23 protein-coding genes are annotated in these 23,639 nt (G+C 54.4%); 9 read left to right on the forward strand and 14 right to left on the reverse strand.

Features of this window, described 5'->3' with window-relative positions; all coding sequences use genetic code 11:
• Positions 1 to 2: 2 nt before the first annotated feature.
• Complete coding sequence (locus LOY37_RS13205; RefSeq protein WP_258717127.1) at positions 3 to 422, forward strand: DUF6691 family protein; 420 nt, start codon at positions 3 to 5, stop codon at positions 420 to 422.
• Positions 423 to 472: 50 nt separating this feature from the next.
• Here the strand turns inward: LOY37_RS13205 and LOY37_RS13210 are convergent, their stop codons facing one another.
• From LOY37_RS13210 to LOY37_RS13220, 3 genes are all read right to left on the reverse strand, one after another.
• Positions 473 to 1,714, reverse strand: coding sequence for an MgtC/SapB family protein (locus tag LOY37_RS13210; protein ID WP_258717128.1), 1,242 nt, complete (start codon positions 1,712 to 1,714; stop codon positions 473 to 475).
• A 71-nt stretch (positions 1,715 to 1,785) separates the two neighbouring features.
• Positions 1,786 to 2,586, reverse strand: coding sequence for a helix-turn-helix domain-containing protein (locus LOY37_RS13215; RefSeq protein WP_258717129.1), 801 nt, complete (start codon positions 2,584 to 2,586; stop codon positions 1,786 to 1,788).
• An 819-nt stretch (positions 2,587 to 3,405) separates the two neighbouring features.
• A complete protein-coding gene (locus LOY37_RS13220) occupies positions 3,406 to 4,479 on the reverse strand; it encodes an NAD(P)-dependent alcohol dehydrogenase (protein WP_258717130.1) in 1,074 nt (357 codons plus the stop codon).
• A 269-nt stretch (positions 4,480 to 4,748) separates the two neighbouring features.
• Between LOY37_RS13220 and LOY37_RS13225 the strand changes: the two genes are divergently transcribed.
• Positions 4,749 to 5,675, forward strand: a complete 927-nt coding sequence (locus LOY37_RS13225; protein WP_258717131.1) for a universal stress protein — start codon at positions 4,749 to 4,751, stop codon at positions 5,673 to 5,675.
• A gap of 59 nt (positions 5,676 to 5,734) precedes the next feature.
• Here the strand turns inward: LOY37_RS13225 and LOY37_RS13230 are convergent, their stop codons facing one another.
• The gene (locus LOY37_RS13230) at positions 5,735 to 6,283 is read right to left on the reverse strand and encodes a GNAT family N-acetyltransferase (RefSeq protein WP_258717132.1); all 549 of its coding nucleotides are present in this window, start codon (positions 6,281 to 6,283) and stop codon (positions 5,735 to 5,737) included.
• A 204-nt stretch (positions 6,284 to 6,487) separates the two neighbouring features.
• Here LOY37_RS13230 and LOY37_RS13235 point away from each other — a divergent pair, with 204 nt between their 5' ends.
• The 3 genes from LOY37_RS13235 to LOY37_RS13245 are packed head-to-tail and all read left to right on the forward strand — an operon-like array spanning position 6,488 to position 9,470.
• Positions 6,488 to 7,375: a universal stress protein gene (locus tag LOY37_RS13235; RefSeq protein WP_258717133.1), complete on the forward strand. Its 888-nt coding sequence runs from the start codon at positions 6,488 to 6,490 to the stop codon at positions 7,373 to 7,375.
• Positions 7,376 to 7,406: 31 nt separating this feature from the next.
• The gene (locus LOY37_RS13240) at positions 7,407 to 8,762 is read left to right on the forward strand and encodes an MBL fold metallo-hydrolase RNA specificity domain-containing protein (RefSeq protein WP_258717134.1); all 1,356 of its coding nucleotides are present in this window, start codon (positions 7,407 to 7,409) and stop codon (positions 8,760 to 8,762) included.
• 54 nt (positions 8,763 to 8,816) lie between these two features.
• Positions 8,817 to 9,470, forward strand: coding sequence for a hypothetical protein (locus LOY37_RS13245; RefSeq protein ID WP_258717135.1), 654 nt, complete (start codon positions 8,817 to 8,819; stop codon positions 9,468 to 9,470).
• On the opposite strand, the gene LOY37_RS13250 is transcribed toward LOY37_RS13245, so the two are convergent.
• The 8 genes from LOY37_RS13250 to LOY37_RS13285 form a co-directional block, all read right to left on the reverse strand.
• Entirely contained in the window at positions 9,459 to 10,031 is a 573-nt protein-coding gene (locus LOY37_RS13250) for a GNAT family N-acetyltransferase (RefSeq protein ID WP_258717136.1), read from the reverse strand. The two genes, LOY37_RS13245 and LOY37_RS13250, sit on opposite strands and share 12 nt — an antisense overlap.
• Positions 10,032 to 10,225: 194 nt before the next feature.
• Positions 10,226 to 11,593, reverse strand: a complete 1,368-nt coding sequence (locus LOY37_RS13255) for a sensor histidine kinase (protein ID WP_258717137.1) — start codon at positions 11,591 to 11,593, stop codon at positions 10,226 to 10,228.
• Complete coding sequence (locus LOY37_RS13260; protein WP_258717138.1) at positions 11,590 to 12,252, reverse strand: response regulator; 663 nt, start codon at positions 12,250 to 12,252, stop codon at positions 11,590 to 11,592. Before LOY37_RS13260 ends, LOY37_RS13255 begins: the two co-directional genes overlap by 4 nt.
• Positions 12,253 to 12,263: 11 nt before the next feature.
• Positions 12,264 to 12,908 (reverse strand): tetratricopeptide repeat protein, encoded by a 645-nt coding sequence (locus tag LOY37_RS13265; protein WP_258717139.1) that lies wholly within the window; start codon positions 12,906 to 12,908, stop codon positions 12,264 to 12,266.
• Positions 12,905 to 13,714, reverse strand: coding sequence for an SDR family oxidoreductase (locus LOY37_RS13270; protein ID WP_258717140.1), 810 nt, complete (start codon positions 13,712 to 13,714; stop codon positions 12,905 to 12,907). Before LOY37_RS13270 ends, LOY37_RS13265 begins: the two co-directional genes overlap by 4 nt.
• Complete coding sequence (locus LOY37_RS13275; RefSeq protein WP_258717141.1) at positions 13,701 to 14,375, reverse strand: TenA family transcriptional regulator; 675 nt, start codon at positions 14,373 to 14,375, stop codon at positions 13,701 to 13,703. The genes LOY37_RS13270 and LOY37_RS13275 overlap by 14 nt, the downstream gene beginning before the upstream one ends.
• Entirely contained in the window at positions 14,372 to 15,853 is a 1,482-nt protein-coding gene (locus LOY37_RS13280; protein WP_258717142.1) for an AMP-binding protein, read from the reverse strand. Before LOY37_RS13280 ends, LOY37_RS13275 begins: the two co-directional genes overlap by 4 nt.
• Positions 15,843 to 16,520, reverse strand: coding sequence for a thermostable hemolysin (locus tag LOY37_RS13285; protein ID WP_258717143.1), 678 nt, complete (start codon positions 16,518 to 16,520; stop codon positions 15,843 to 15,845). The genes LOY37_RS13280 and LOY37_RS13285 overlap by 11 nt, the downstream gene beginning before the upstream one ends.
• Positions 16,521 to 17,387: 867 nt before the next feature.
• Here LOY37_RS13285 and LOY37_RS13290 point away from each other — a divergent pair.
• The 3 genes from LOY37_RS13290 (at position 17,388) to LOY37_RS13295 (ending at position 19,893) form a co-directional block, all read left to right on the forward strand.
• Positions 17,388 to 17,663: a helix-turn-helix domain-containing protein gene (locus tag LOY37_RS13290; protein WP_258717144.1), complete on the forward strand. Its 276-nt coding sequence runs from the start codon at positions 17,388 to 17,390 to the stop codon at positions 17,661 to 17,663.
• Positions 17,664 to 18,160: 497 nt separating this feature from the next.
• Positions 18,161 to 18,331, forward strand: coding sequence for an antitoxin Xre/MbcA/ParS toxin-binding domain-containing protein (locus tag LOY37_RS27575; RefSeq protein WP_408980727.1), 171 nt, complete (start codon positions 18,161 to 18,163; stop codon positions 18,329 to 18,331).
• 392 nt (positions 18,332 to 18,723) lie between these two features.
• The gene (locus tag LOY37_RS13295; protein ID WP_258717145.1) at positions 18,724 to 19,893 is read left to right on the forward strand and encodes a Fic family protein; all 1,170 of its coding nucleotides are present in this window, start codon (positions 18,724 to 18,726) and stop codon (positions 19,891 to 19,893) included.
• Between the two features lie 696 nt (positions 19,894 to 20,589).
• Here the strand turns inward: LOY37_RS13295 and LOY37_RS13300 are convergent.
• Positions 20,590 to 21,939 carry a serine hydrolase gene (locus LOY37_RS13300; RefSeq protein WP_258717146.1) on the reverse strand — a complete coding sequence of 450 codons (1,350 nt, stop codon included), beginning with the start codon at positions 21,937 to 21,939 and terminating at the stop codon, positions 20,590 to 20,592.
• 122 nt (positions 21,940 to 22,061) lie between these two features.
• Between LOY37_RS13300 and LOY37_RS13305 the strand changes: the two genes are divergently transcribed.
• Positions 22,062 to 22,973, forward strand: coding sequence for a LysR substrate-binding domain-containing protein (locus tag LOY37_RS13305; protein ID WP_258717147.1), 912 nt, complete (start codon positions 22,062 to 22,064; stop codon positions 22,971 to 22,973).
• Positions 22,974 to 23,064: 91 nt separating this feature from the next.
• Here the strand turns inward: LOY37_RS13305 and LOY37_RS13310 are convergent, their stop codons facing one another.
• Positions 23,065 to 23,469 carry a DUF2251 domain-containing protein gene (locus LOY37_RS13310; RefSeq protein ID WP_258717148.1) on the reverse strand — a complete coding sequence of 135 codons (405 nt, stop codon included), beginning with the start codon at positions 23,467 to 23,469 and terminating at the stop codon, positions 23,065 to 23,067.
• Between the last annotated feature and the right edge of the window lie 170 nt (positions 23,470 to 23,639).

The following is a 23,639-nucleotide window of genomic DNA, read 5'->3' on the forward strand; positions in this document are numbered from 1 at the left end:
GCATGCGATGGGTAACGGCTTTTATCTGCGGTGTGGTGTTTGGCCTTGGCTTGCTGTTGGCAGGCATGGTTAATCCAGCCAAGGTAATCGGCTTTCTGGATCTGGCAGGAAGCTGGGATCCATCGCTCGGGTTGGTAATGGTGGGTGCTATCGGGGTGGCACTTTTGCCCATGCAGTGGAGCAGCAAACAAACACGCTCGATGCTTGGTTTGCCGATGCAAATGCCTCGGGTGCGAGCATTAGATCGGCGGTTGGTGGTGGGCAGCCTGGTATTTGGTGTTGGTTGGGGTATTGCCGGTATCTGCCCGGGGCCTGCACTCGCCCTGGTGTTAAGTGGGCACTGGAAAATACTCGTATTCGTACTTGCGATGTTGGTGGGAATGGTGCTCTTCAGTCTCCTGGAAAGCTGGCGTGCTCGTTAAAGATTGGCGCGTACTATCGTTTATCTGGCTTGCAAGAAAGGGCGGATTATTCACTGGAGCAGCAGTCCAGCCCACATCGAAGTAATGATTGCCAACTGACCGACAATTACGTTCGCGGCAAATTTTGCGCCCCCGCTGATCCAGGCCAGCACACATTTAGTAAGTGTATTGCTGCTCATTGCGGTCAGCGCGGGCACCGCAATTTCTGCCATTGATAATTGCCCAGACTTCACCAGCGACGCGATAGATGCTGCCGTTGCGTGGGCATCTGCTAGACCGCTAACTATCGCCGCAATCAGTACACCATTGTGTCCAAAGGCATGCAGCAGTGCCGAAGATAGCAACGTGATACCTGTTATGGCCATAGTCACAACGAGGGCGACCTTGAGATTGAATGCACTATCGCCGACTTGGGTTGCGGTCGGCACAAGGGAAGTACTCCAGGGGGCGAGCAGCACAGAGCCATATACTATTGTTGTGAGCGACGCTAGCAGAATGGGAGCCCATAATTCCCTCAAGAAAGCGGGGTCGACTGTACCCAGCACCAGACCCAGCATTGCAATAGTCGCTAGGTTGGAAAATATAGCTGCAGCGCTGAGTGCTCTGACAGACGATTGTTCGCTCCGAGCCAGGTGCCCCATCAGCGCAATTGTCGCGGATCCTGAAGCAAACCCTGATGCAATGGCACTGAGGGTATAGCCATAGCGTGTGCCGACCACCCGTAAGGCGATATGCCCCAGCGCCCCTACACACATCAGCAGTATGATCAGGGTACCGATTGTGCGGGGATTGATGGCACCAAAGGGGCCGATGAAGCGATCGGGTGCCAAGGGTAAAATGATCAATACGGCAATCAGTAGTATCAACCCGTCGCGGACTTCGTTTTCAGTTAATTGATGGCGGGCAAAGCGATGCAGCTCTTGCCTGAATGCGAGGACAACTGTAAGCACGACACCGACGGCGACAGCCAGTTCGGGCTGGTCATAACTTAGGGCACCGAGCAGCAAGACGAAAAGCAGAGCTATTTCACTGGTGATGCCAGGATCCTTGCTAGGGTGTTTCCAGTAGGCAACTGCAACTATGATTGCCAAGCCAATACTCATGATGGCGACCAACATCGCACCCGCGACGGCCATGCATACGTAACCCAGTACAGACGTGATGGCAAAGGTTCTAAGTCCGGCAAATGCGCGATGTTCCCCGGTACCTTTTTTGCGTTCACGCTCCAGGCCTACGAGCATACCTATACCCAAGGCAGCAGCGAGATGTGTAATGTCCAGGGTTTCAAGCATGAGAGCCGCATCGATGTGCGGGAGAGGGTAGGTGTCGGGACTGCTCGGGATGAGCTGAAACCCATCCCGACTTAGTGAGTTGCCGCTGGGCCTCTACCGTAGCCATGTTCTAAAGCCTTTAAGTCAGACAAATTCAAAATTTCCACTGTACGTCCGCTGAACTGAACTATTTCCAGCTGGCGCAGGTGCGCTATGGATCTACAGATGGTTTCAAGTCTCAGTCCCAAGTAGGACGCAATGTCATCTCTCGACATGCGTAAAACAAAGCTATGGGCGGAAAATCCGCGTTCTAGGTATCGTTTGGACAAGCCTAGTAGAAAGCTGGCCATTCGTTCTTCTGCGGTGAGGTTGCACATCATTAAAAGCCGCTTATGCTCTCGAACAATTTCACTGCTGAGCAACCTATTGAGGCTTTGTTGTAAGAACGGGAACTCATGGGCTAACGACTCCAGGCGTTGATAAGGAATAAGGCAAACTTCACTGTCCTCAAGAGCAAACGCACTGCATACATGCCGGTTGGTGCTGATCGCATCGCACCCCATTGTGTCTCCTGACATCCAGAAGTTGGTTACCAGCCCTTGTCCTTCCGCATTTGCAAAGCAGGTCTTAAAACTCCCAAAGCGTACTGCGTAGAGGAATTCCAACGGGTCGTTGGCGTGATACAAGCCGTAACCTTTCTTAATCCGTATGCGCTGCCTGATCAGCTCACTGAAACGGTCGTTTCCGTGTTTGCACATGCCAGTTGGAAGGCACAACGAACCGACCTTGCAATCCACGCAAGCCGCCCTATATGGGTTTACATTGATCGGTGATATCACCCCTATGGGATTACGTTCCTCTAGGTCAGTGGCAACGTTCAGGAGGCTATGCATTTCTCACCTCCGATACCGGGGTAGCAGATCCTGATGGGGCAATAGGGTCATGCAGGTCGCGATTTATGAACTTTCCAGGTACTAGAGGATAGCTAGCAATCAGCGCCAGGGAGTGTGGGGCGTTCAATCGAGTATTAAGTCGATCAACGAAGGCTGTCGCTTCGTCAATACTGCGAAAACTCACCATCCATATGTCCAGGTGAACCCACCAACGGTTTTGACGCGGATTATTTTCAATGTAGACGTTCATTGATGCTACTCCGTAATCGATGCAGTGGAATGCAAAGGACGCCGGTTTTGTGAGTGCTTACTAGGCACGCTGAATACCAACAAACCCTGATGGTAATTGAGAGTGAAATGGTCAAGATCCATTGAGGGCGGAATGGTTCGTGAAGAACTAAAACATCCACACTCAGATGAGATAGCTGTCGTCGAGGCGTCGGCAGCATCCGGCATCACCCAACCGCTTAAGGTGAATTGCTGCGTTGTAATCCCTATCTGCAAGCTGTCGATACCTACAGACTGCAAGTCCGCGGTGACGATGAACTGATCCCCGATGTTCCTGGCGAACAGGACAGGTTGGTAGGGCAATCCCACTTCGCGGCGCAACATGAGTTCCAGGTCTGGGGCGCGGTAGCTCCGCTTACCGTCGACGAGACCAAGTAAGCGTTTTCTAGTCTGGTTAAGCATTGAACCTGGGACTATTCGCGGTAGGATCGACAGTAGGAGTAATTTGAGCATTTGGCGCGCTCCACATTCAATCGAATCAGGAACGGCGTCCATGCCATCAGGTATTCAAGCTGCTGACAGCAGATGGAATCAGGGCGTAATGGCCACCTTCATGACACCGTCTCGTTGATGCCCAAATAACTCGTAGGCGGCTTCAATATCGTCCAGCTTGAACCGGTGCGTCACGAGTGGCGCCAGATCGATGCGCCCGCTGGCTATGATTTCCATCAAGCGTCGCATGCGCTCTTTACCGCCTGGACACAGTGTGGTCACGATGTTGTAGTCGCCTAGGCCAGCAGCAAAGGCATCAAGTGGAATGCGCAAGTCCGAAGAGTATACGCCAAGGCTGGATAAGGTGCCTCCAGGACGTAGCACCCGCAGCGCTGATTCAAATGTCGATTGGGTTCCAAGTGCTTCAATCGCAACATCGACCCCACGGCCTATGGTAATCGCCATGATTTGCTCGACGACGTTGCCTTGTGTGAAGTCGATTACGTGAGTAGCACCTAGCTGACGGGCAACGGCCATACGCGCATTTACGGTGTCGACACCGATGATCGTGCCGGCACCTTTCAAGCGGGCACCGGCCACCGCGCAAAGACCAATGGGCCCTAGGGCAAATACGGCGACCGTATCACCGATTTTTACATCACCCCGTTCTGCACCGGAGAACCCGGTAGACATGATGTCTGGGCACATCAAAACTTGTTCGTCACTAAGGTTATCGGGAATCAGTGAAAGGTTGGCCATGGCGTCAGGCACCCGAACATACTCGGCCTGGCAGCCATCAATCGTGTTGCCGAGCTTCCAACCACCAATAGCTTTGAATCCATGAAGGGTGCCCGGCCCATCCTGGGATGAGCATCCACACAGGCACGCATTACTGTGGCCGCTCGGGGTTATTGCGCCAGCAATGACCCGCTGTCCTTCGCTAAAGCCTTGAACCTGGGCGCCGAGTTTTTCAATGATACCAACGGGTTCATGACCTATGGTCAACCCTTTGGCGACAGGGTATTCACCTCGGAGGATGTGGATGTCGGTTCCGCAGATCGTCGTGGTTGTGAGCCGAACCAACGCATCGGCAGGGCCAATGTTCGGTATTGGCTTTTCGTCCAGTTCTATCCGATTTTTCTCCACAAAAATTGCAGCTTTCATGGTAGCCATGGCAGCGGGTTCCTCTTTGGGATCGTGGCATTCACCTTTGCTTAGCGTGCGCTGAAAATCGTCGAATCAATTGACCGGGATCAAGGAATCAAATCCATTTTTTGTAGTTAGGTTGCCGTGCGTCGGACTGCGCCTATGGTCGTGTGCTACACCCAATCGTCGTGTCCTTTTGAGGTGGTGTGCATCCGATTTTGATGCAAGTCAAACACACAGCCTTGGACGGATGCAGGATGGTGCGTACCTACTCATCCCTTAGTGCGAGGTGTGTCATGTCCGACTATCAACGCTTGTTGTTCATCGCCCCCCCTTTGATGCAGCGCACTGACGCCTTTGACCGTGCTGCCGCTTTGGCAAAAGCCAAAGGCATTGCATTGCATATAGTGGCTTTCGATTACCTTGAGGGGCTTGCCACCGCAGGGCTGGTCAATGAACAGGCACTGGCAGTGATGCGCCAGGCCTATGTCGAAAAGCACCGCCAGTGGCTTGAAACCCAAGCCGTACCCCTGCGTAGGAACGGGCTTACAGTCACCACAGAGGTTGTCTGGGTGAACGATGTCTTGGATGAAATCCTGACCCATCTGAGGGAGCAGCCGTTTGCAATGGTGGTCAAGGACATAGAGCATGAGTCGCGCCTGATGCGGGCGATGTTCACTACACTTGATATCCGGCTGTTACGGGAGTGCTCGGTGCCGCTGCATTTTGTCGACAAGGCCAGCCATGCTATGCCTCGTAAAGTTCTCGCTGCCGTTGACCTATCGCGTCCCGAGGATCAGTACCAAGGATTCAATGACCGCATCATCACTGAGGCGTTGAAATTGGCCATGCAATGTAAGGCGCAGGTGGAGATCTTGTATGCCTATGATCTGACCTCTATGCAAACGGATGCGGAGAACCTTGGGCGTAAATCATTTTTGTTTGGCTCAAATGTTGCCGAAAGTCTGCATGAAGCCCAAAGCGACGCCTTTCGCGAGCTGGCTGAGCGCAACGGTATTGATCCGGAGAGTTGCCATATGATCATGGGCGACCCAGCAAAAGTCTTGAGCATCTTCTGCGAAGCCCAAGGTACCGATATCGTAGTGATGGGGCGGGTGCACCACCGTGGTTTGGCCAAGTACATCGGCAGCACGGTTGAAAGGGTACTTTACAAAATGCCTAGCAGTGTCCTGGTCATCACCCCGGAAACTCCAGTGGTCTGACAAAGAACCTGCCTCAGCGCGGTTTCGGAGCTCGGATAATACCGCGCAGAGGTAAATGATCATCCATGTAGGTTGAGCTCATGGATGATTTCAGTTACATCTCCAGCCAGGTAGCGTGAGGAAAAACCGAGTGTTTTCGCAAGTCGATGCATCCCGTAGTTGTTTGAGAGATCACGTGAAATCATGCGCTCATAGCCATTGCTGCGTGCGGCGCTGATCAGGTGATTCATTAACAGTCTACCCAAGCCTTTGCGCTGCCATTGCTCGCTCACGGCAACCGCACACTCGCAGTTCTTGCTGTCGGGGACTGCCGCATAGCGGCTTTCGCCGATTTCACGCAGTTGGCCACCGTCATACATCAACGCGACGTAAGCCATGCGGTGGTGGTAGTCCACATCCATCAACCGTTCGAAAAACGATGATGCCTCCCCGCTAAACCCTGCTAGGAAGCGAAAGCGTCTCAACTCGTAAGACACATGCCCTACAAACTCATGATCCCTCTCACGGTCGGGCTCACGCAGTGGTCGAATCAGTACAGGAGTACCGTCGTTCAACGACTCTATCCAGTGCTCCCTAGACAGATCGCCAAAATCGATATCGTTATTCATCGCGCTCTCCGGGCTTACAGTCATCAAAGGGAGCTTGCCGATTACTGTTGTACTGCTCACCAGCATCCTCGTTCTGACTTGCATCAAGTTCGTTGCGTGTCGCAGCCTTTCTGATCTGAATCAAGTCTGAAGCGGGGTCAAGGCACAGAATTTAGTGCCTGAGCTTCAATTCCCGGTAGGCGATGACATGATTGGAGGTTTGCGATGAGTCAGTACCAACAATTGTTGCTGCTTGCCCTGGATGCCGATTTGACCTCGCCAGCGGCACAACGCGCCAAGGCTTTGGCTAAAACGACGGGGGCAGGGTTGCATGTCTTGGGTTTGTTTGAACCTCATGGGCTTAGCAACTGGCGAGAAGAAGTAGAGGTTGAACAGCAAATCGCCGAGCAGTTCTCACAATATCGTGATCGATTGACGGAAACGGTTGGGGCAATACATATAGACGATGCGTGCGCTACCAGCCAGGCAGCATTGACCGACGATCCCGTCAAGGACGTGCTTGACTGCATTCACACGCTTCGTCCCGACATGGTCATCAAGGACATTGATGAGATTTCAGCGCTCAAGCGGGTGTTTGGGGTCTCTTTCGATAGCGAGCTGATGCGCACCAGTCCGGTACCTGTACATTTTGTCCAGCATGGCAATGTGCCTCTTCCCAACGTAATCCTTGCAGCCGTCGATACGGCCAATTCGGAGCAAGGAAACGACTTCAATCACAAAATAATCCGCGCAGCCACGGCCATGGCGCTGCAATGCAATGCTCAGTTGCACCTACTTTCTGCCTATGACATTTCACCAATCTTTGTTGCCGATTCGAATGCGGCTTTGGACTGGGTTGAGGAGCTAATTGCTGTATTACGCGAACCTTATGATGAACTGGCCGACTTCTACGGCGTTGTTACTGAATGTCGACATTTTGTCCAAGGGCCGCCAGTGACCGCTATCAGCGATCTGGTGCGCGATTTGGCTGTTGATGTTGTGGTTATGGGGATAGTGCAACCTAAAGGCTTGGGCAAACTGCTCGGTGATACGACAGACCGGATAGTGAACTCGGCACATTGCAGCGTACTGGCTGTTAATTCCGGCAACTAGAGCCCTCCGGTCAGCTTTCGAGGTCAGAATCATGCAGCTCACATTTCTCGGTGCGACGGGTACGGTTACCGGAAGCAAGTATCTACTCCAGCACAATTCGACGCAGGTGCTTGTCGATTGTGGACTGTTCCAAGGATACAAGCAGTTGCGCTTACGCAACTGGCAATCTTTGCCTATACCCGTGGATGAAATCGATGCGGTAGTCCTTACCCATGCGCACCTCGATCACAGCGGTTACCTTCCAGTTCTGGTTCGGAATGGGTTTCGTGGGCCGATTTATGCGACTGCGGCCACTTGTGAGCTGGTGAGGATCCTGTTGCTCGACAGTGGTCGCCTACAGGAAGAGGAAGCCGACTATGCAAACCGACGTGGCTACTCCAAGCACCACCCCGCCCAGGCGCTGTACACGGAAGAGGAGGCGAAGCGAGCACTTGCACATCTCCGCCCACTGGAACTACATCACTCGGTTGAAATCGTCGACTGTCTACAGGTCTATCTTCGTTCTGCAGGTCACATTTTAGGTGCCGCGACTGTCGAAATAAATGCAGGAGGCCAAATCATAGTGTTTTCTGGTGACCTAGGGCGCCCCAACGACCCTATCATGCGAACCCCGGAGCTGATCGAGAACGCAGACATTCTTTTGGTCGAATCTACGTATGGTGACCGACAGCACCCGAAGGAGGCTCCAGAGACGTATCTCGCCAATGTCATTAATCAAACACTGCTAAGGCACGGCATCACCCTGGTTCCGTCATTTGCCGTTGGGCGTGCGCAATTATTGATGTACTACCTGTATGCGCTCAAAAGAGAGCATCGAATCCCAGACATTCCGGTTTACCTCAATAGTCCAATGGCATCAGATACCACCGCGCTGTATCAGCGCTTTCACCAAGAGCATCGCCTGTCTGCCGTGGAGTGCGCAGCGATGTGCCGTAGCACCCATATCATTCGTACAGTCGACGAATCAAAACACCTTGACCAGCTTCGCGACCCTGCGGTGATCATCGCAGCCAGTGGCATGGCAACCGGGGGCAGGGTACTGCATCACCTGAAGGCGCTGGCTCCCACCCCCCGCAATACGTTGTTGTTTTCTGGGTTTCAGGCCGGTGGTACTCGCGGAGCGGACATCATTGCTGGAGTTAGGACAATCCGTATGCACGGTGAGGATGTCCCGATACGCGCTCAGGTCTCTGCCATGGAGAGTCTGTCGGCGCATGCCGATACTGATGAAATCATGCAGTGGTTGCGGGGCTTCAAGAGGCCCCCTCGGCATACCTTTGTGGTGCATGGTGAACCCCATGCAGCTGATACGCTGCGGCGCCGAATCAGCCTTGAGCTTGGTTGGTCGGTGTCAGTGCCAGAGCACCTTGAAACCGTAGAGCTTTAGTTGCCCAGCACCGTATAGCCTAATTTGGCACGGACTAATGTGAGGGTATTGACCATGAACGCAACCAGTAAAGAGAAGCTTAAAGCCTGGTTGAAAAGGCCACGAGCTAGCTTCGGCATAATTGCTGGAGTGGTGAGCTTCGTAGTGTTGGTATCTATTGCAGGCTGGTTCGATGGTGCTGTTGAGTTGCTTACGGCCAAGCCCTGGATCTTACTGGGCTTTGTTACGATCAGTCTGTGCGTTGGGGTCATTGTGCAACATCGTTATACCCTGCTTGTTGGTAAAGCTATTTTCAATCCTGGCTCAACAGGGTGGCGGCATAAGGTTGATCGTATCTCGACCTACGCTAAGGAATCGAACCTTGTATTGTGTCTTCTGATAGCCATAGGTGTGGGGTATCCCACAACGTTGTACTACGCGGCTCGATCAATTCGTACCATCGTTTCTGCCTGTGAAACGAATCTCAACGATCAGCTTGCGTTCCTGGGGGAGGATGGGAGGTTGGTATCTGTTTCTTCGCCCATCTGCTTGTGTTTGTCTGAGGTGTTTTTGGAAAGAAATGGTGTATTGCGGCTCGCCCTGTTCAACACTTCAGTCTTTGAAGTAAGTGATTTCCAAGGCATCACTGAGGAGGACGAGCAGCAATGTTTGAACCGTGTGATTTCAGGTGGACAGTCTGCAGCTCCGCAGCGCTCATCAAGTCAATGAAAGGCGATGGATAACCTGGCAGGCATCGCTGGGATCACGTGCAGTGGAAAAGCCGAGGTCACGAGCTAGATCATGCATCGCCGTATTGGCCGCCGAGTCGATTGAGTACATCTCTTTGTACCCATTCGCCCGAGCCATATCGATCAGGTGGCTAAGTAGCAGTGCTCCTAGGCCGCGATGCTTCCATTGATCATCAACGGTAACCGCACACTCACATTCATCTGGTTGGGCGCCGGCTGCGTAACGACTAATACCGACCTCTATGAGCTCGCCTTTTACATGTGCCAAAGCCACATATGCCATTTTCTCCCGCTGATCGACGGTCATCAACTGATCAAGCATGGCTTCACCTGGCTCTTTGATTTGGCACAAAAAGCGAAAGTGTCGCGACTCTGGTGAAAGGCGCATGATGAAGGCCTTTTCTCGCTCGCGATCCTCTGCACGCAGAGGTCTGATGAGGACGTGCCCGCCATCCTTTAGCGGCTCGATCCAGTGTTCGCCTTTTTCAGGAGGAAAGGCGGGAGTAGATGGTGTTTGCGCGTTAGATTGAACAGGTGCCATGGGATTTACTCCGAAGGGATGGAGAGGTTCGTAAATCACCATTCTTATCTACACCTGTCGGGGCGCCCCCGTTTGATGTATGTCAAACATGAGTCTTCCCAACCAATTTACGGGTGGCTACTTTCAAGGCTTTGTCCGACGCGCGCCCAGCCACTGGGCCCACCGACGGGAGACTGATTGCGAATCCGAGAGTATTACTTGAAGGGTAGGTCTAACGTTGCACGCATACCTCCCTGACTACGATTTTCTAGCGTTATCTGCCCTCCCATACGATCTGCAATTGTTTTCACGATAGCGAGCCCCAGTCCTGCTCCCTGGTCATTACCTCGACTATAGAAACGTTCAAGGAGCCGGCCATACTCGGACTCATCGATACCCGGGCCGTCGTCTTCGACAGACAGTTCGTAGTGGTCGCCTTTTCTTCCAAGACGCACCGTGATCAGACCGTGTGCCGGAGAAAAATTTGCCGCATTGGTTACCAGATTGTTTATCGCAATATTGATGGCAGTCGGATCAACTCTGACGTTGTAGGTGTCGTCGCTGACATCGAATACCAGTTCAAGTCCCTGGCTCAGCAGCCAAGGCGTCAATTGAACCAGGCTGTCGCGGACGGTGGCTGCAAGATCAATGGTTGATGGCGTAGTGGATACTGATTGCGGCTCGATGCGAGCCATCGTCAGCAACTGGTTGACCAATCGACTGGTACGATCCACACCCGCAATCAAATGCTCTAGTGACTCGCGCCGACTTTCTTCACTCTGTGTTTCCAACAAGTTCTGGGCATGTACCTTTAGCACCGCCAGGGGGGTGCGCATTTCATGCGCAGCGTCGGCAATGAAACGTCGCTCACGCCCAAGCACTTCCTGAATTTGCGCCAGCATACGGTTGAGCGCTGCCTGCATTGGCTCCAGCTCGCTCGGAAGGGGGGTCAATTGAAGTGGCTCCAGTGACCCGCTGTGTCTAGCACGAAGGGTAGAAGCCATATTCGCGAGCGGCCTGAGACCCCATCCAATGGCAAGCCAAACCATTGCCGCAAGAATCAAGCTGCCCAAAACGTTGGGCCACAAGGTGTGGCGCACAATACGCTCAACGAGGTCAGCTCGCACATCATCGCGCTCGCCCACCCAAATCCGCATACCGTTGCGTTTGTCTTCCAACATGAAAGCGCGCCAATTCCGATTGTTCAGATCCACGACATCGCTGAAACCGGGCTTGCCAGGCAGGGTGTGAAAAGAGGGGGCGCTCGCCGTATGCACAAGGAGCTCACCTTGGCTGTTCCAGACTTGAAACGCGATTTTGCTTTCGTAAGGATGTCCGTCGACTCTGGGTACGGCTTCGCCTAATGCTGTATTGAAGGCCTGATAGAGCTCGGCGTACTCCTTTCTCTGTAGTGGCATGCGCATGACACCCTGTAGAAGCCGTGCGTTTTGTGCGAGCTGAGCGTCGTAGACTTCTGTGATTTCGTGATTACTGTCGTGAAAATTAAGCGCACTGATCACCGCAAACCCCAAGAGCATCAAGCCGATTATCAGGGTGAGTGTGCGACGTCGGATTGACGTCATCGACGCTCCTCCACCAGATATCCCACGCCGCGAACTGTGCGAATCAGATCAGTCGAGAACTTCTTGCGCAGGTGATGGATGTGTACTTCCAGCGTGTTGCTTTCGGCTTCTTCGTTCCAGCCGTACAACAATTGCATCAGTTGATCTCGGGTCATCACGCGACCAGGGGGTGACAGCAATTCATGCAGCAACTGATATTCCTTGGGTGTCAGGGCTACAGGCAGGCCCTGGTAGCTGACTTGCTGAGTGCCAGGGTTCAGACAGATGCCCGCATGCTCGATCAACATCTGTGCTCGCCCGGCACTGCGGCGTAACAAAGCACGTAAACGGGCCTTCAGTTCGGCCAGATCGAACGGTTTGATCAAATAGTCATCGGCGCCTGCGTCCAGCCCTGCGATACGGTCTTCTGTTGCATCACGGGCCGTGAGGATCAGCACCGGCAGGTTGGAACCGCTATAGCGCAGGCGACTGAGTACTTCTAGTCCGTCCATACGTGGCAAACCAAGGTCAAGCACTGCCAAGTCGAAGGTCTCACTGAGCATGGCGTGCAGAGCACTACTCCCTTCCTTGAGCCAATCGACAGTGTAACCTTCACGCCCTAGCGCTTGATGAATACCCTCGCCCAGGGCGACATCATCTTCGATCAGTAATAAACGCACGCAAACTCCAGTCAATCGAGTTTCTTGTTAACGTCTTCCAGTAGTGCGGCGATTTCTTTGCGCCGTCCAACGTCAGCACTTTCCCGGCCCTGCCTTGGAGGCGCTTGTAGTGCTTTTTGCAGGGCAACCTTCGCTTCAGCGTAGCGCTTCTGGCGGTAGAGGTGATCGCCCCAGAAATATAGGCTATCGATGCCGGCAGGATTGAGTTGCAATGCTTTCTGAAGCAGTTGCTCTGCCTTGTCAGCATCACCGAAACCGATCGGCCAGCCGGGCACTCTGTCGTAGAGTGCAGCAAGGCTGGTATAGGCCGAGCCTTGCAAGGCGTCGGCGTCTAGAGTCAGGGCTTTTTCCAGATCGGCCTTGGCATCTTTGACCTTGCCTAGGGCGCCCAGCCCGCCTTGAGCACCCGCCCAACTGCTGGTGACGATTCCTGACCAGATCCACGCTTCGGCTAACACTGGGCGATCTCGCGTGAACGACGATGTTTGTGCCGCCAATTGCGCGAACGCCGCTACGCGCTGTTGCTCTGGCAGTTCATATTGTGTGTGCGCCCAGCTTTGCTGAATGTCATTAAGGCGTTGCTGATCCGCGTTGTCGAGCGCCCAGACGCCTTGGCTCAACATGCCGAGCAGCAGGCAGGCAACGGTCTTTTTCATGGTTTGAGGTGCTCATTTTCGTGGGTGTGACTAAGACGCCGGATCAGCGGCAATTGCTTGCGCAGGCCACGATCCACCAAGTTGGGCAACAGGCTGTTCAACCGCACAAAAAATCGCTCCGGCCACCCCAGATAGAGATCGCGACGGTCACCAGCAATGGCGTGGATCACCGCCCCTGCCACCGCCTGTGGATCATCGACGCTTGCCTTGAGTGCATCGTTGAGCGCTTGGGCGGCAGAGCTGTTCATCGAGGTACGGGTGGCGCGTGGTGCGACATAGAGGACGCCGACCCGGGTGTCGGCAAGCTCCCGGCGCAGGGCTTCGGAAAAGCCGCGAAGTGCAAACTTGCTTGCACAGTAACTGGCATATCCAGGGTAGCCAATCGAGCCATAGGTTGAACCGACGTTGACCACCATGGCGCTGTCGGCCTGCTTGAGCAATGGTAGAAGCAGTTTGGTCAGGCAAATTGGGGCGCTGACGTTCACGCTCAACATCGCGTTGATTTCATTGTCATCCAGCTGTTCGAGCATGGCGAAGTGGTTGACGCCGGCAGCATTGATCAACAAGTTGATGCCATCAATGGCTTCGGCGGCGGCCAGTACTTTACGACGATCATTGAGGAATGTAAGGTCGGCGGCTACCCAGCACAGATTTTGCGGATAGCGCTCAAGCAACGGCATCAGGGATTCCTGATGTCGAGCTACCGCCAGCACCCGGGCACCGGCGGCGCACAGAGCCCTGGCAATTTCCTGGCCGATCCCACCGCTAGCGCCAGTCAAGACCACGCGGGCATCATGCAGCTGCATGATGAACCTCCGCAGTCCGGGGCAAACCATGAAACATATCGATGTACAGCCGGTACACCACTTTTGACGCATGGATGACAGCCGCCTGGTCTGCGGGGTCTTCCAGCCTGTTCATCAGGCGGCGGTAGGTCTGCATATGCTCGATATCCAGTGAACCGTGGGAACTGAGATAGCTGAGGGCGCTTTCTGGAAGACCCAGATGCTCGCGGATGCTGCCCGCTGCATGGGTGGCCAGGGCAATGCTTGTGCCTTCCAGCACATTGACCATGCCGAACAGGCCTACCGGGTTGCCTCGAGCAATCAAGTCGTAAAGAAAGCTGATCATCAGTTCAATCGGCATTGAGGGTTGGCCGTCACGCACGGCGTCACGGTCACCGCCGCAGGCGGCTATATCGTTAAGCACCCACTGTTCATGGCCGTATTCTTCTTCGATGTACTCGCATACCGCTTTGCGTAGCCATTCGAGGTGGCTTGGCAGTCGCGCGCCGCAGGCCATCATCAGTGGCACAGTGTGGCGGACGTGGTAGTAGGCTTGCGCAAGAAATTCCCGATAGCTCTCAAGGCTGACCTTACCTTCAAGTGCGTCGAGGATTATCGGCAGGTTGAACAGTTCGTGGCGCTCTTGATGTGTAGCTTCTTGAAGCGTGTCGAAAAAACTCATGATGCAGACTCCTCAGATACGGCAGATTCGGTAAGTTGCGCGTGAAACGCCTCGACAATAGCGTCGCGGCGCGGTCGGCCATTGGCAGTCAGCAAGCCGTTGGCAGCCGTGAAGGGATAGGGCAGGCGCGTCCAGCTATGAACTTGGGCGTAGTCGGGCAATGCGTCATTTGCTTCCGCTACAGCCCTAGCCAGTTCTGCATCCGTACAATCGGTACGATGGGGCCACAACAGGGCGTGATTGCGTGGAAGCGATTCCCCATACACAAAGGCTTGGGCAATGTGGCAGCGTTGGGTGAGTTCGGCCTCTACCCATTCCGGGTTGACGTTGCGTCCGAAACTAGTGACAAATTGATGCTTCTTGCGACCTTTGAGGTAAAGGAAGCCTTCCGGATCTAGCTCTCCGAGGTCGCCGCTGGGCCACCAATCCTCGGCGTAAGGTGCATCGCCCAGATAGCCGAGCAGTGCCGAGCCCTTGATCAGTACTTCACCATCGTCTGCCAGCTTCACCTGGATGTGAGGCAAGGGTCTACCAACGCTTCCCGGGCGCTGTGCACCGGGACGATTTAGGCACACCACCGAGGCGCACTCAGATAATCCGTAACCTTCGTAAACCGGCAGACCGACGCGCTCAGCTCGGAGCAACAAGTCCTCAGAGACGCGCGCTCCTCCTACAGCAGCAAAGCGCAATTTCTGTGGGTCGAAGGCTTTCTGCTCAGTGGCGCTGACCAACATCTGCAGCAACTGCGGCACCAAAATCAGACTCTCGGGTGCGCGCTTGGTAAGGTGCTCGAGTAGCCGGGGTAAGTTGACGCCGCTGGCGCCTTGAATGCCCAAAGCTTTCTGACTCGGTAAGCTCAAGGTTGCGCCAGCGTACAGTGCGGCGTAGCAACCGAGGTTTTCCAGCAGGATTGCTAGTGGCAACAATGCCAAGTGATGCTGCGGGTCAGCAGGTTTACTGGCTTGATCCAGCTCTCTTGCTACTTGTAGTAGGTTTTCAGCACTCAGGCACACGCCTTTAGGGGTACCGGTGGTACCGGAGGTGAAGGTCAGTTTGGCCGTGCCTGGGGGCATCCGGTTCGGGCCGGCGAATGTACGGCGCCAGAACTCGCCGCTTTTTTCATAGCCCAAGGCAAGCAATTCAGCATCCAGCTCCGGTTCCGAAATCACCCTTGCCGCCTGACTTTGCTCCAGGCAATGGGCGCGCTGTGTAGGGCTAAAGAAGGGCGGCAAGGTTACGCAAGTCAAGCCCTCGAACAGCGCGGCAAGATCCCAGAGTATTGCTTCAACGCCGTTATCCAGTGCCAGGGCTATAACCTGAACGTGTTCGTCGCGTAGGCGTTGCTGGCGGTACGACACTTCGGCGTAAAGAGTGGCGTAATCGAGTCTCACCCGATCATCCCAAAGTGCAATTGCGTGTGGGTTGCGCTCCATATGGCTATGCAGGATCTTCTGGAAACGTTGTAACTCAAGCGACATGGCTAGTGCCCTCAATGGATGACGGCAGACCCAGCCGAGTAAACAGACCACTGTTGCGCAAATGGATGAATCCCGCGCGAATGTTACCGACGTGTACCCAGGGTTTGCTCTCGTAATAGCTGCCCCAACTGTAGCGATCGTCACCCAGTCGGCCCGGGTCGGCTGCACACAACGTCACCGGTTTCAGACCGAGGCGATGGAAGCTATTGACCAAGCCGATGTTGCCGGTAAATGCCACCCATTCCAGGCCGCCCATGGCCAGTAGCCAGGTGATGGCGATGATACTCAGTCGTGCACTGCCGGTATCGCAGGCAGCCAGGTTACCGACCTCGACAATGCTGGCCCGACCCACCGGGTATCCGGCAGTAGCACTGATCAGCGGATCGATGGGCTCGTCCAGGTAACGTTCCAGGAACAGTGGTTCGTCACGTGCAAGGCGCACCCCGGCGACCGCACATAATTCGCCATGGGCTTTGCTCATGCCAAACAGCTGAGGCATGAAATAACGGATGTCGGCGCCGTGAGCCTTGCGAAAGCGTTGCTGAATAAACGCTTCGAGTGCGGGTCGCAGGCTGTCGCCTGGAATGGCACTGGTCAATGTCAGCTGCGGCGTCTCGGCTTGGCCGAAGCGCAGGGGCAGGGGGGTGTTCCAGTCGAAATGGGGCATGGGCAGATTGCCTCCCTGTATAGGTTGGGGAGGAGTATCCAAGGTATTTCTTAACGAAATCTGAAGGTGAGGCTCACTTATGTAGTGGTCTAATGATTCCGGACACCCATTTAGGCGAGAATGCTCGCCATAGAGAGGTGTCCGATGGCCGAAGAAAAACTTAACGCGGTGTCCGGGATTAGTTGACCACTACAGACAGACTTGTAGCCAGAAACACATGTATTTGTGCCAGAGCTAAGGAGGTAGGTGCGTAACCTCATCAATAGCGCGCGTACAGTTGTGGATCCTCACCAGATTTTGGAGCTAGGGCCGTACTACAGGAGGTGCGCGCTTTCAGAATTCGTGCAGAAAACAACGCGTGTGAACGCTTACGTAAGCGTAGGTCTAGGTCCCCCAATTTATAAGTGGCCACCTCAGTCTCGTACACCACCGCGCTTTTTGAGGATTCAATCCCGCGATGAATCACAACCTTGCGAAGCTCCTCCATGCTCCAATGCGAACGTCCAGTGATGGATGGAGGGCATAGCATTTGCACTTTTTCGATATCGACGCCAGTGGCTTGGGTGAGAAATACGTTGAGCTCGTAAGCATTCTCAATGACCGCTGCACGTTCCCTCTGACCGTTGGTAGGCGACCGCAAAGTCACCCAGAAGCACAACCCCTCAATTTCACAGTAAGAGCCAGTACGAACAGTGCGGGTATGAGATTCAGACAAATAGATCAAAGCAGGCTCCACTGAGCACTTCATGCCCTTTAGGCGACTCGTCGCTAGGGCTGGAAACTTCAAATTATCCCACAATGAACACTATAGGTTGTAGCCCTATTGTGTTCGTTAGCGCTTCATCATTCCTTTTACGAGGAATGATCATGGAAATCCGTGAGGCCCTGGGTGAAGCGTTGCGACGCATGCGAAATTTACACGGCTTGACCCAAGAAGATTTCGCCTTGGTGAGCAGCCGAACCTATGTGAGCGCACTCGAGCGTGGGATAAAGGCGCCAACCCTGCAAAAAATTGACGACTTGGCAGGTCGGATCGGTATCCACCCACTAAGTCTCATTGTGACCGCTTATTTGCTCCAAGACCCTGACGCCTGTATGGACGGGCTGATCAGCCGGTTGAGAGAAGAGGTCATTGAGCCTTGAGAACTTGCTCAGATTCTGATGTCGGATGAGCCCTATAGTGTTCATTTATTGAATTCTCGTTTACCATCGTGCCGCTCTCCAGCGACAATCTTCGGGGAGCAGCGCAGACATGCGTAGAATATTCCATGCCGAAGGTGGCTCCCTTTCTACAACAAAATGCCTATGGTCACCGCCGCTGCTCTCCATTTTCCAAGCAGTCGCTTGGCTTGGTTCTCGTGACTCTCAGATGCCAGGCTAGCGGGCAACAGCAATAGGTCATTGAGTTCGTTAGCGTCGAGGCGCATGTCCGTCGTGCTTGGGTAGATTCCGGTAGGAAATCTGACGAACACACCACTTGGAGCTAAAACGCCTCGTTTCAGCACCTTTATGCGGTCAAGGGATTAGAATTCACGCGGGAACGGTTGAGCACTGTGATGCTTTCGAGACTTTCTGAAAGGCCCCACACTTATTGCTGGAGTATTCGATACGGACACTTTCTAGCTATGCGTAGCGAAATAATGAAGACGGCTATAAGGGTTTTTGGCCAATACAGCATCGCTAAACGTTGGCTCATCGAGCCAGCGTTAGGTCTTGGTCATGTGGCACCGTGTGCGCTGTTATCGACCCACTCGGGCTATGAGACCGTGCATGATTATTTGGTACGTCTGCAGTACGGCGTGTACACATAAGGAGCGCGAGAGGCCTAGCCTCGCGCAGAGAGCCTGATAACAGAGACGCACGAATGTGAGCAGCGCATCCTCTCTCTTCACCGAGGGGCGAATTACTCGGCTGCAGACTCTAGATGCCCACCAGCCAATGGTTTGGCTGTGACATCACCCTGCAGGTCTTTTCGGCTGGGCAGTGGCCCATGTATGCGGCTGAAGTCTGACGCAGTCAGTTTGCTTGAAGGAACGCACGCATCGTTGTCGCGACGATGTGTAGCGGCGCAAGCCGGGCTCGGAACTACCGACAATTCGCATAGGCGGAAATTGGGTTGAAGGAGGAGGGGTGACACCCTTCATCTCTGAAGATGTTTTAAGCCTTCATTTATAAGGCAACTGATAAATCATAGAACCGGCAAATGGCACTCACTCCCTTCATCCCACATGACAGAGCCCCATCGGACCTACAGGAAGCAGTGGTCAGGCTTATCCAGTACGACATTGAGTTGCACGGGAAGATCCCTGCGCCGCTTCGCTTGCCAATGTTGAATCTGCTGCGACAGGTAAACTCGTACTATAGCAACAAGATTGAGGGCAACGCGACGGATCCGGAAGACGTCCTGCGCTCCCAGGAGAAGAACTTCGACGAGGACCTACAGGAGATCAAGCGTCACATAGAGGCTCAAAAGCGTCTTGCCGATGACCCCATTCACAAGGTGGAAGTCTGCTCCCGTAACGCGATTGCCCGGATGCATCGCGAGATTTATACGAGCATGTCTGACCAGTACTTAGATCCCAAGCTTAATGATGGCGGCGCTACAGTTCGACTGGTACCAGGTGAATTTCGGCAGAAGGACGTAGTCGTGGGTAAGCACATTCCTCCAAGCGTCGAGGAAATGCGTTCCCACATGAACTGGTTCGAAAACGCGTACCGGCTTGACAGGATTCACGGGCTTTCCCGCTTCTTTGCGGCTGCAGGAGCGCATCACCGCCTGATGTGGATTCACCCATTCCTGGACGGCAATGGCCGGATCGGCCGGCTATTCACGGACCAGTATCTCAAAGCAGTCGGTATGGGTGGGTACGGGCTGTGGTCGATGAGTCGTGGCTTCGGTCGGGACGTCGAGGCGTACTATGCCGCACTGCGTGCTGCGGACCACCCCAGGAAAGGCGATCTTGACGGCCGTTGTGAACTGTCTGACTCGGGCCTGCTGGTCTTCACTCGATACTTCCTCGAAACTGCGTTGGGCCAAGTGCAGTACTTCAGTTCGGTGCTCGAGCCACAACTGCTCGGCGTCCGTATCGATGCGTACTTCGAATTGCGACAGCGCGGGGTATACACCAATCGCAAGGCCCAAAAGTTATCACCACTACGAATCGAGTCACGCGATATCTACAAAACGTTGCTCTATCAAGGCGACCAGCAACGTGCTGATATCTACGCCCGCCTACGCGTAGGCGAACGAACCACTCAGAGCATTCTCGCGCAGATGGCCAGCGAGGGCCTGATCTATCTGGACGATCGTAAACCTGTATCGCTGAACCTTTCACCAGACTCGATTGAGGTTCTATTCCCCCATCTTTGGTAACTCTGCAGAACCGTGTCGTACCCACAAAGGAAGAGGGTGGCGATCTCTCAGACTCGAAAAATGCTGGCACTGTACCTTGGCTGCCTGGTCTCAATTGTCACATTCCAGCGAGCTCGTAACTTTAAGCAATTCGGACCGCTCCTTGATGAGCCAGGCACTAGACTTGGGAATGCACGGTTTCTCTGAATTTTTCAAATAACCGTTGATGAGTATGGTGGGGTTGGGTTGCATTTCTGAAAAGTCTAAAGGTCTGCGCACAGGATCGATACGTCGATGATTTTTGCGCTAACACAGGTCACTGAATTCCCGAGTCAGACATGCAACCGACAGGCGAGGAAATTTCGAAATTGAGCAGCTTGACGCGATTTTGTTTCAAGCTCGCCCCAGTAAAACGGGCGCGTGACAAATTCCGAAGAGGAAGTCTCGATTTTTTCAGTCGCAGGGAGATGTACGAAGGCACAATGCGTCAGGAAGTAAATATCCGAATCCGGGGAGGCTCTACGGATTCGGATATTTACAGGCCAGAAATTTGGAGATTTACTTCCGTGTAGTGCAAAGCCCGGCGGTGATGCCGGGCTTTCTTTCATAATACTCTATTTAACATAATATACATTATGCGTAGTCATCTATAGCAGCCCACGGGCAGTGCCAGGACAGATTTCAAGCCTGGCACCACCCGTTTTCAGCCTTACACCGTTACTTGCCGTGCAACGCTTCACTCACCGCATTCACAAACAACGCCTGCTCGTCATACAGCGAACTCGGTGTCTCTGCGTTCTGCCACGTCGACCATTGCACCATCACCAGTTTCTCCGCCGGGTTGATTGCAATGGTCTGGCCGTAAATCCCAAGCGCCCAGAACGTTTGTTCGCTGGTGGCGGTTTTCTTGGGTTCGGCATTGGCGTCAGGTGCCGGCGCCGAGTACCACCATTGATAGCCGTACTGTCCGTTCGGTGCCGATGGCGTGACCGAGCCTTTGGCGGTGGTCCAGTGTGTCGAGCGTGCAATCCAGTCATCCGGCAGGATCTTCTCGCCGGATGGCAACTGACCGCCGCTGAGCACGAACTGGCCAAAGCGGCCCCAGTCACGCAGTGCTGCGTTGAAGCCGTGGCCGCCCATGTCGACTTTGTCTTTGACCAAGGCATGCCAGACGCCATCCTGCTGCATGCCGTAACGGCTCCAGATGCGACTTTCGAGGTATTTGGCCAGGGTCATGCCGGTGGCGTTTTCCAGCACGCGCCCCACCAGCCAGGCGCCGCCGGTATTGTAGGACCAGACTTCGCCCGGATTGACCCCGGGTTTGCGTTTCACCGATTTGACCAGGTTGAACACGCAGTCGTATGGCGCAGGCTTGGCTTCGCACTGGGTCATGTGGGAGAAATCGGAGTCAGGTGATGCGTAGTTTTCATCCCAGACCACGCCCGAGGTGTGCTGCAGTAACTGGTGCAAGGTTACCTCTTGCCAGGCCGTGCCTTTGAGTTCCGGGATGTACCGGGTGATCTTGTCGTCCACCGAGTTGATCTTGCCTTCTTTTATCGCCACGCCCACCAGCACGCTGACCACCGATTTGGCCACTGAGCGCGAGGTCCACAGGGTGTTTTCGCTGTTGCCCTTGCCGTAGTACTCGTAGGCAATCTTGCCGTCCTTGAGGATCAACAGGCCGGTGACGCTCTGGTTGGCGATGTAGTTATCGATGCTGAAGTGCTTGCCGTTCATTGCATAGTCAATGGCTGGCAATGGGCTGCTGGCCGGCATTAATGGCGATGGTTTGACGCCCTGGGTGCTGAATACATCGCCTTCGTACAGGCGGTAGGTATTACGAAAACCCACTACCCGTGTGGCCTGGTCCCAGGTCAGCATGTTGTGCGGGTCGGGCAGCGTTTTATCAAAGGGTTGCGGGCAAACGCTGAGCCCTGGAACGCCACAGTGTGCGCCTTGGTCGCTAGCCAGGCTGATACCGCTATGGGTCAAGCCCAGTGCGGCAATGCTCAATGCCAACAGCGAAAAAACCTGGGTGGATTGTTTTTTTATTGTTCTGCGTAACATCGGTACTTCCTCGACATCCAGTGAAATTGCGTCAGTCGATTTCGAGCTTATCAACTTGCCGGGGCGGGAAAAGAACAATAAAGTCCGGGTCGATATTACAAAAACTAACAACAGTGAACGCCATGCCCAGCGACCGTCTGCCTCCGCTCAATGCCATTCGTGCCTTCGAGGCGGCTGCGCGCCTGGGCAGTTACGTGGCCGCTTCCCGGGCGCTGCACGTGACCCAGCCGGCCATTGGCCGCCACGTGAAAAACCTTGAGGACTGGCTGGGCGTGCAACTGCTCGAGCGTACGCCTCGCGGCGTTACTCTGACTGCGGCCGGGCTTGAGTTTCACCGGGCCGCGACCCAGGCCCTAAAGATTCTGGCCGATGCCGGCTCGCGGGTTGCAAGTCGCCAGCAGGAGCGCTGGCTGCGCATCCTGTGTGTCCCGGCCTTTGCGTCTCGCTGGTTGACGCCGCATGTCGATGCAGTGCGCAGCCTGCGCCCGGGCCTGAAGCTGGCCATTGAACCCAATGCCTCGTTCACGTCAGTGGATGCCCGTCAGGCTGACCTGGGTATCGGTTTTGGCCTGCCAGGCGAGCATTCAGGGGTGTTTCTGAGGATGATCAAACCGCCGGTTTTCCCGGTCTGTTCGCCGACGTACCTGGCAAAATTGCCGAATAAAGCCCTGCAGGTGCAGGACTTGCCGAACTGCGAGCTGATTCACGTCGACGACGGCACCTGGTGGAACAGTTGGTTTGCGGCGCAACAGTTACCGCTAAAGGTCAGGTCCGAAGCCTCGCACATGAGCAACGACATTGCCTTGAACCTGGCCCGGCGTGGGCACGGGATTGCCCTGGCCACCGAAGTGCTGGTCAAACATGAACTGGCAGACGGCTCGCTGGTGCGTTGTACCGACGCGCAAATTGCACTTGAAAGCTATCAAGTGCTGACACCGCAACAGCCGTTGTCGGAAGATGCTGCATGGTTTATCGAGTGGTTGAGCCAGGCTTTGCGCGAGGAGTTTCCCCACGCGGCCATTGAACAAAGGTGAACCTGGAAGTACGCTACTGCCCTGCTCTTTTTTATAGCCTTAAAATATAACTCAACTAAATAACTATTTAGTTGAGTTATATATTCATGCCTCAGGCAAACAGCTTGAGTACGTCTTCCTGCCACTCATGACCCTGCAGCGACCAGCCCTTCCCCACAGACGGCGGAAAGCCTGAGTGGCAGTAACCCTGCTTGCCGGTAAAATCAAACACGGCATGGGGATATTCATTGATCAGCAGCACCGCCTTGCTGTGGTCCATGGACCAGCCGATCTTCACCGTCGAGGGCTTCTCCCGGTCGGAGATATCTTCGACGTTATAGATATGCAGCGCATCCTGGATCGGGTTGTCACTGGCACTGCTGTCCAGGGCGTAGAAATAGGCGGTATTTTCATCGTCCTCGAAGACCACGGCAAAAGGCCCCTCCTGCGCCGGTGCCTCGATGACGGTGGCGTGTCCTACGTTCAGCTGTTGCTCTGCTGCGAGATAAATGGGCATGCGGATATCCTTGTCACAACGATAGATAAAAAATTATATCAATATGCCATTAGCCCATTTGTGCTAATCGACCCCCCTCCTCCCTGGCGCTATATTCCCCGGCAACCCCCAGTGTTCCCCAACGCCGCGCCTATGCGGCGTGCGGGATCGTTGTGCCGGTAAAACAGAAC

It is taken from the genome of Pseudomonas sp. B21-012 (genome assembly GCF_024749305.1).
Lineage (GTDB): Bacteria > Pseudomonadota > Gammaproteobacteria > Pseudomonadales > Pseudomonadaceae > Aquipseudomonas.

Bases quoted from the DNA above. Each gene is read 5' to 3' on its own strand.
- LOY37_RS13235 (WP_258717133.1), top strand. From the start codon at position 6,488: ATGAGTCAGTACCAACAATTGTTGCTGCTTGCCCTGGATGCCGATTTG.
- LOY37_RS13240 (WP_258717134.1), top strand. From the start codon at position 7,407: ATGCAGCTCACATTTCTCGGTGCGACGGGTACGGTTACCGGAAGCAAG.
- LOY37_RS13300 (WP_258717146.1), bottom strand. From the start codon at position 21,939: ATGTTACGCAGAACAATAAAAAAACAATCCACCCAGGTTTTTTCGCTG.
- LOY37_RS13275 (WP_258717141.1), bottom strand. From the start codon at position 14,375: ATGAGTTTTTTCGACACGCTTCAAGAAGCTACACATCAAGAGCGCCAC.
- LOY37_RS13280 (WP_258717142.1), bottom strand. From the start codon at position 15,853: ATGTCGCTTGAGTTACAACGTTTCCAGAAGATCCTGCATAGCCATATG.
- LOY37_RS13210 (WP_258717128.1), bottom strand. From the start codon at position 1,714: ATGCTTGAAACCCTGGACATTACACATCTCGCTGCTGCCTTGGGTATA.
- LOY37_RS13230 (WP_258717132.1), bottom strand. From the start codon at position 6,283: ATGAATAACGATATCGATTTTGGCGATCTGTCTAGGGAGCACTGGATA.
- LOY37_RS13285 (WP_258717143.1), bottom strand. From the start codon at position 16,520: ATGCCCCATTTCGACTGGAACACCCCCCTGCCCCTGCGCTTCGGCCAA.
- LOY37_RS13220 (WP_258717130.1), bottom strand. From the start codon at position 4,479: ATGGCTACCATGAAAGCTGCAATTTTTGTGGAGAAAAATCGGATAGAA.
- LOY37_RS13245 (WP_258717135.1), top strand. From the start codon at position 8,817: ATGAACGCAACCAGTAAAGAGAAGCTTAAAGCCTGGTTGAAAAGGCCA.
- LOY37_RS13255 (WP_258717137.1), bottom strand. From the start codon at position 11,593: ATGACGTCAATCCGACGTCGCACACTCACCCTGATAATCGGCTTGATG.
- LOY37_RS13290 (WP_258717144.1), top strand. From the start codon at position 17,388: ATGGAAATCCGTGAGGCCCTGGGTGAAGCGTTGCGACGCATGCGAAAT.
- LOY37_RS13305 (WP_258717147.1), top strand. From the start codon at position 22,062: ATGCCCAGCGACCGTCTGCCTCCGCTCAATGCCATTCGTGCCTTCGAG.
- LOY37_RS13310 (WP_258717148.1), bottom strand. From the start codon at position 23,469: ATGCCCATTTATCTCGCAGCAGAGCAACAGCTGAACGTAGGACACGCC.
- LOY37_RS13265 (WP_258717139.1), bottom strand. From the start codon at position 12,908: ATGAAAAAGACCGTTGCCTGCCTGCTGCTCGGCATGTTGAGCCAAGGC.
- LOY37_RS13215 (WP_258717129.1), bottom strand. From the start codon at position 2,586: ATGCATAGCCTCCTGAACGTTGCCACTGACCTAGAGGAACGTAATCCC.
- LOY37_RS13295 (WP_258717145.1), top strand. From the start codon at position 18,724: ATGGCACTCACTCCCTTCATCCCACATGACAGAGCCCCATCGGACCTA.
- LOY37_RS27575 (WP_408980727.1), top strand. From the start codon at position 18,161: ATGAAGACGGCTATAAGGGTTTTTGGCCAATACAGCATCGCTAAACGT.
- LOY37_RS13225 (WP_258717131.1), top strand. From the start codon at position 4,749: ATGTCCGACTATCAACGCTTGTTGTTCATCGCCCCCCCTTTGATGCAG.
- LOY37_RS13250 (WP_258717136.1), bottom strand. From the start codon at position 10,031: ATGGCACCTGTTCAATCTAACGCGCAAACACCATCTACTCCCGCCTTT.
- LOY37_RS13205 (WP_258717127.1), top strand. From the start codon at position 3: ATGCGATGGGTAACGGCTTTTATCTGCGGTGTGGTGTTTGGCCTTGGC.
- LOY37_RS13270 (WP_258717140.1), bottom strand. From the start codon at position 13,714: ATGCAGCTGCATGATGCCCGCGTGGTCTTGACTGGCGCTAGCGGTGGG.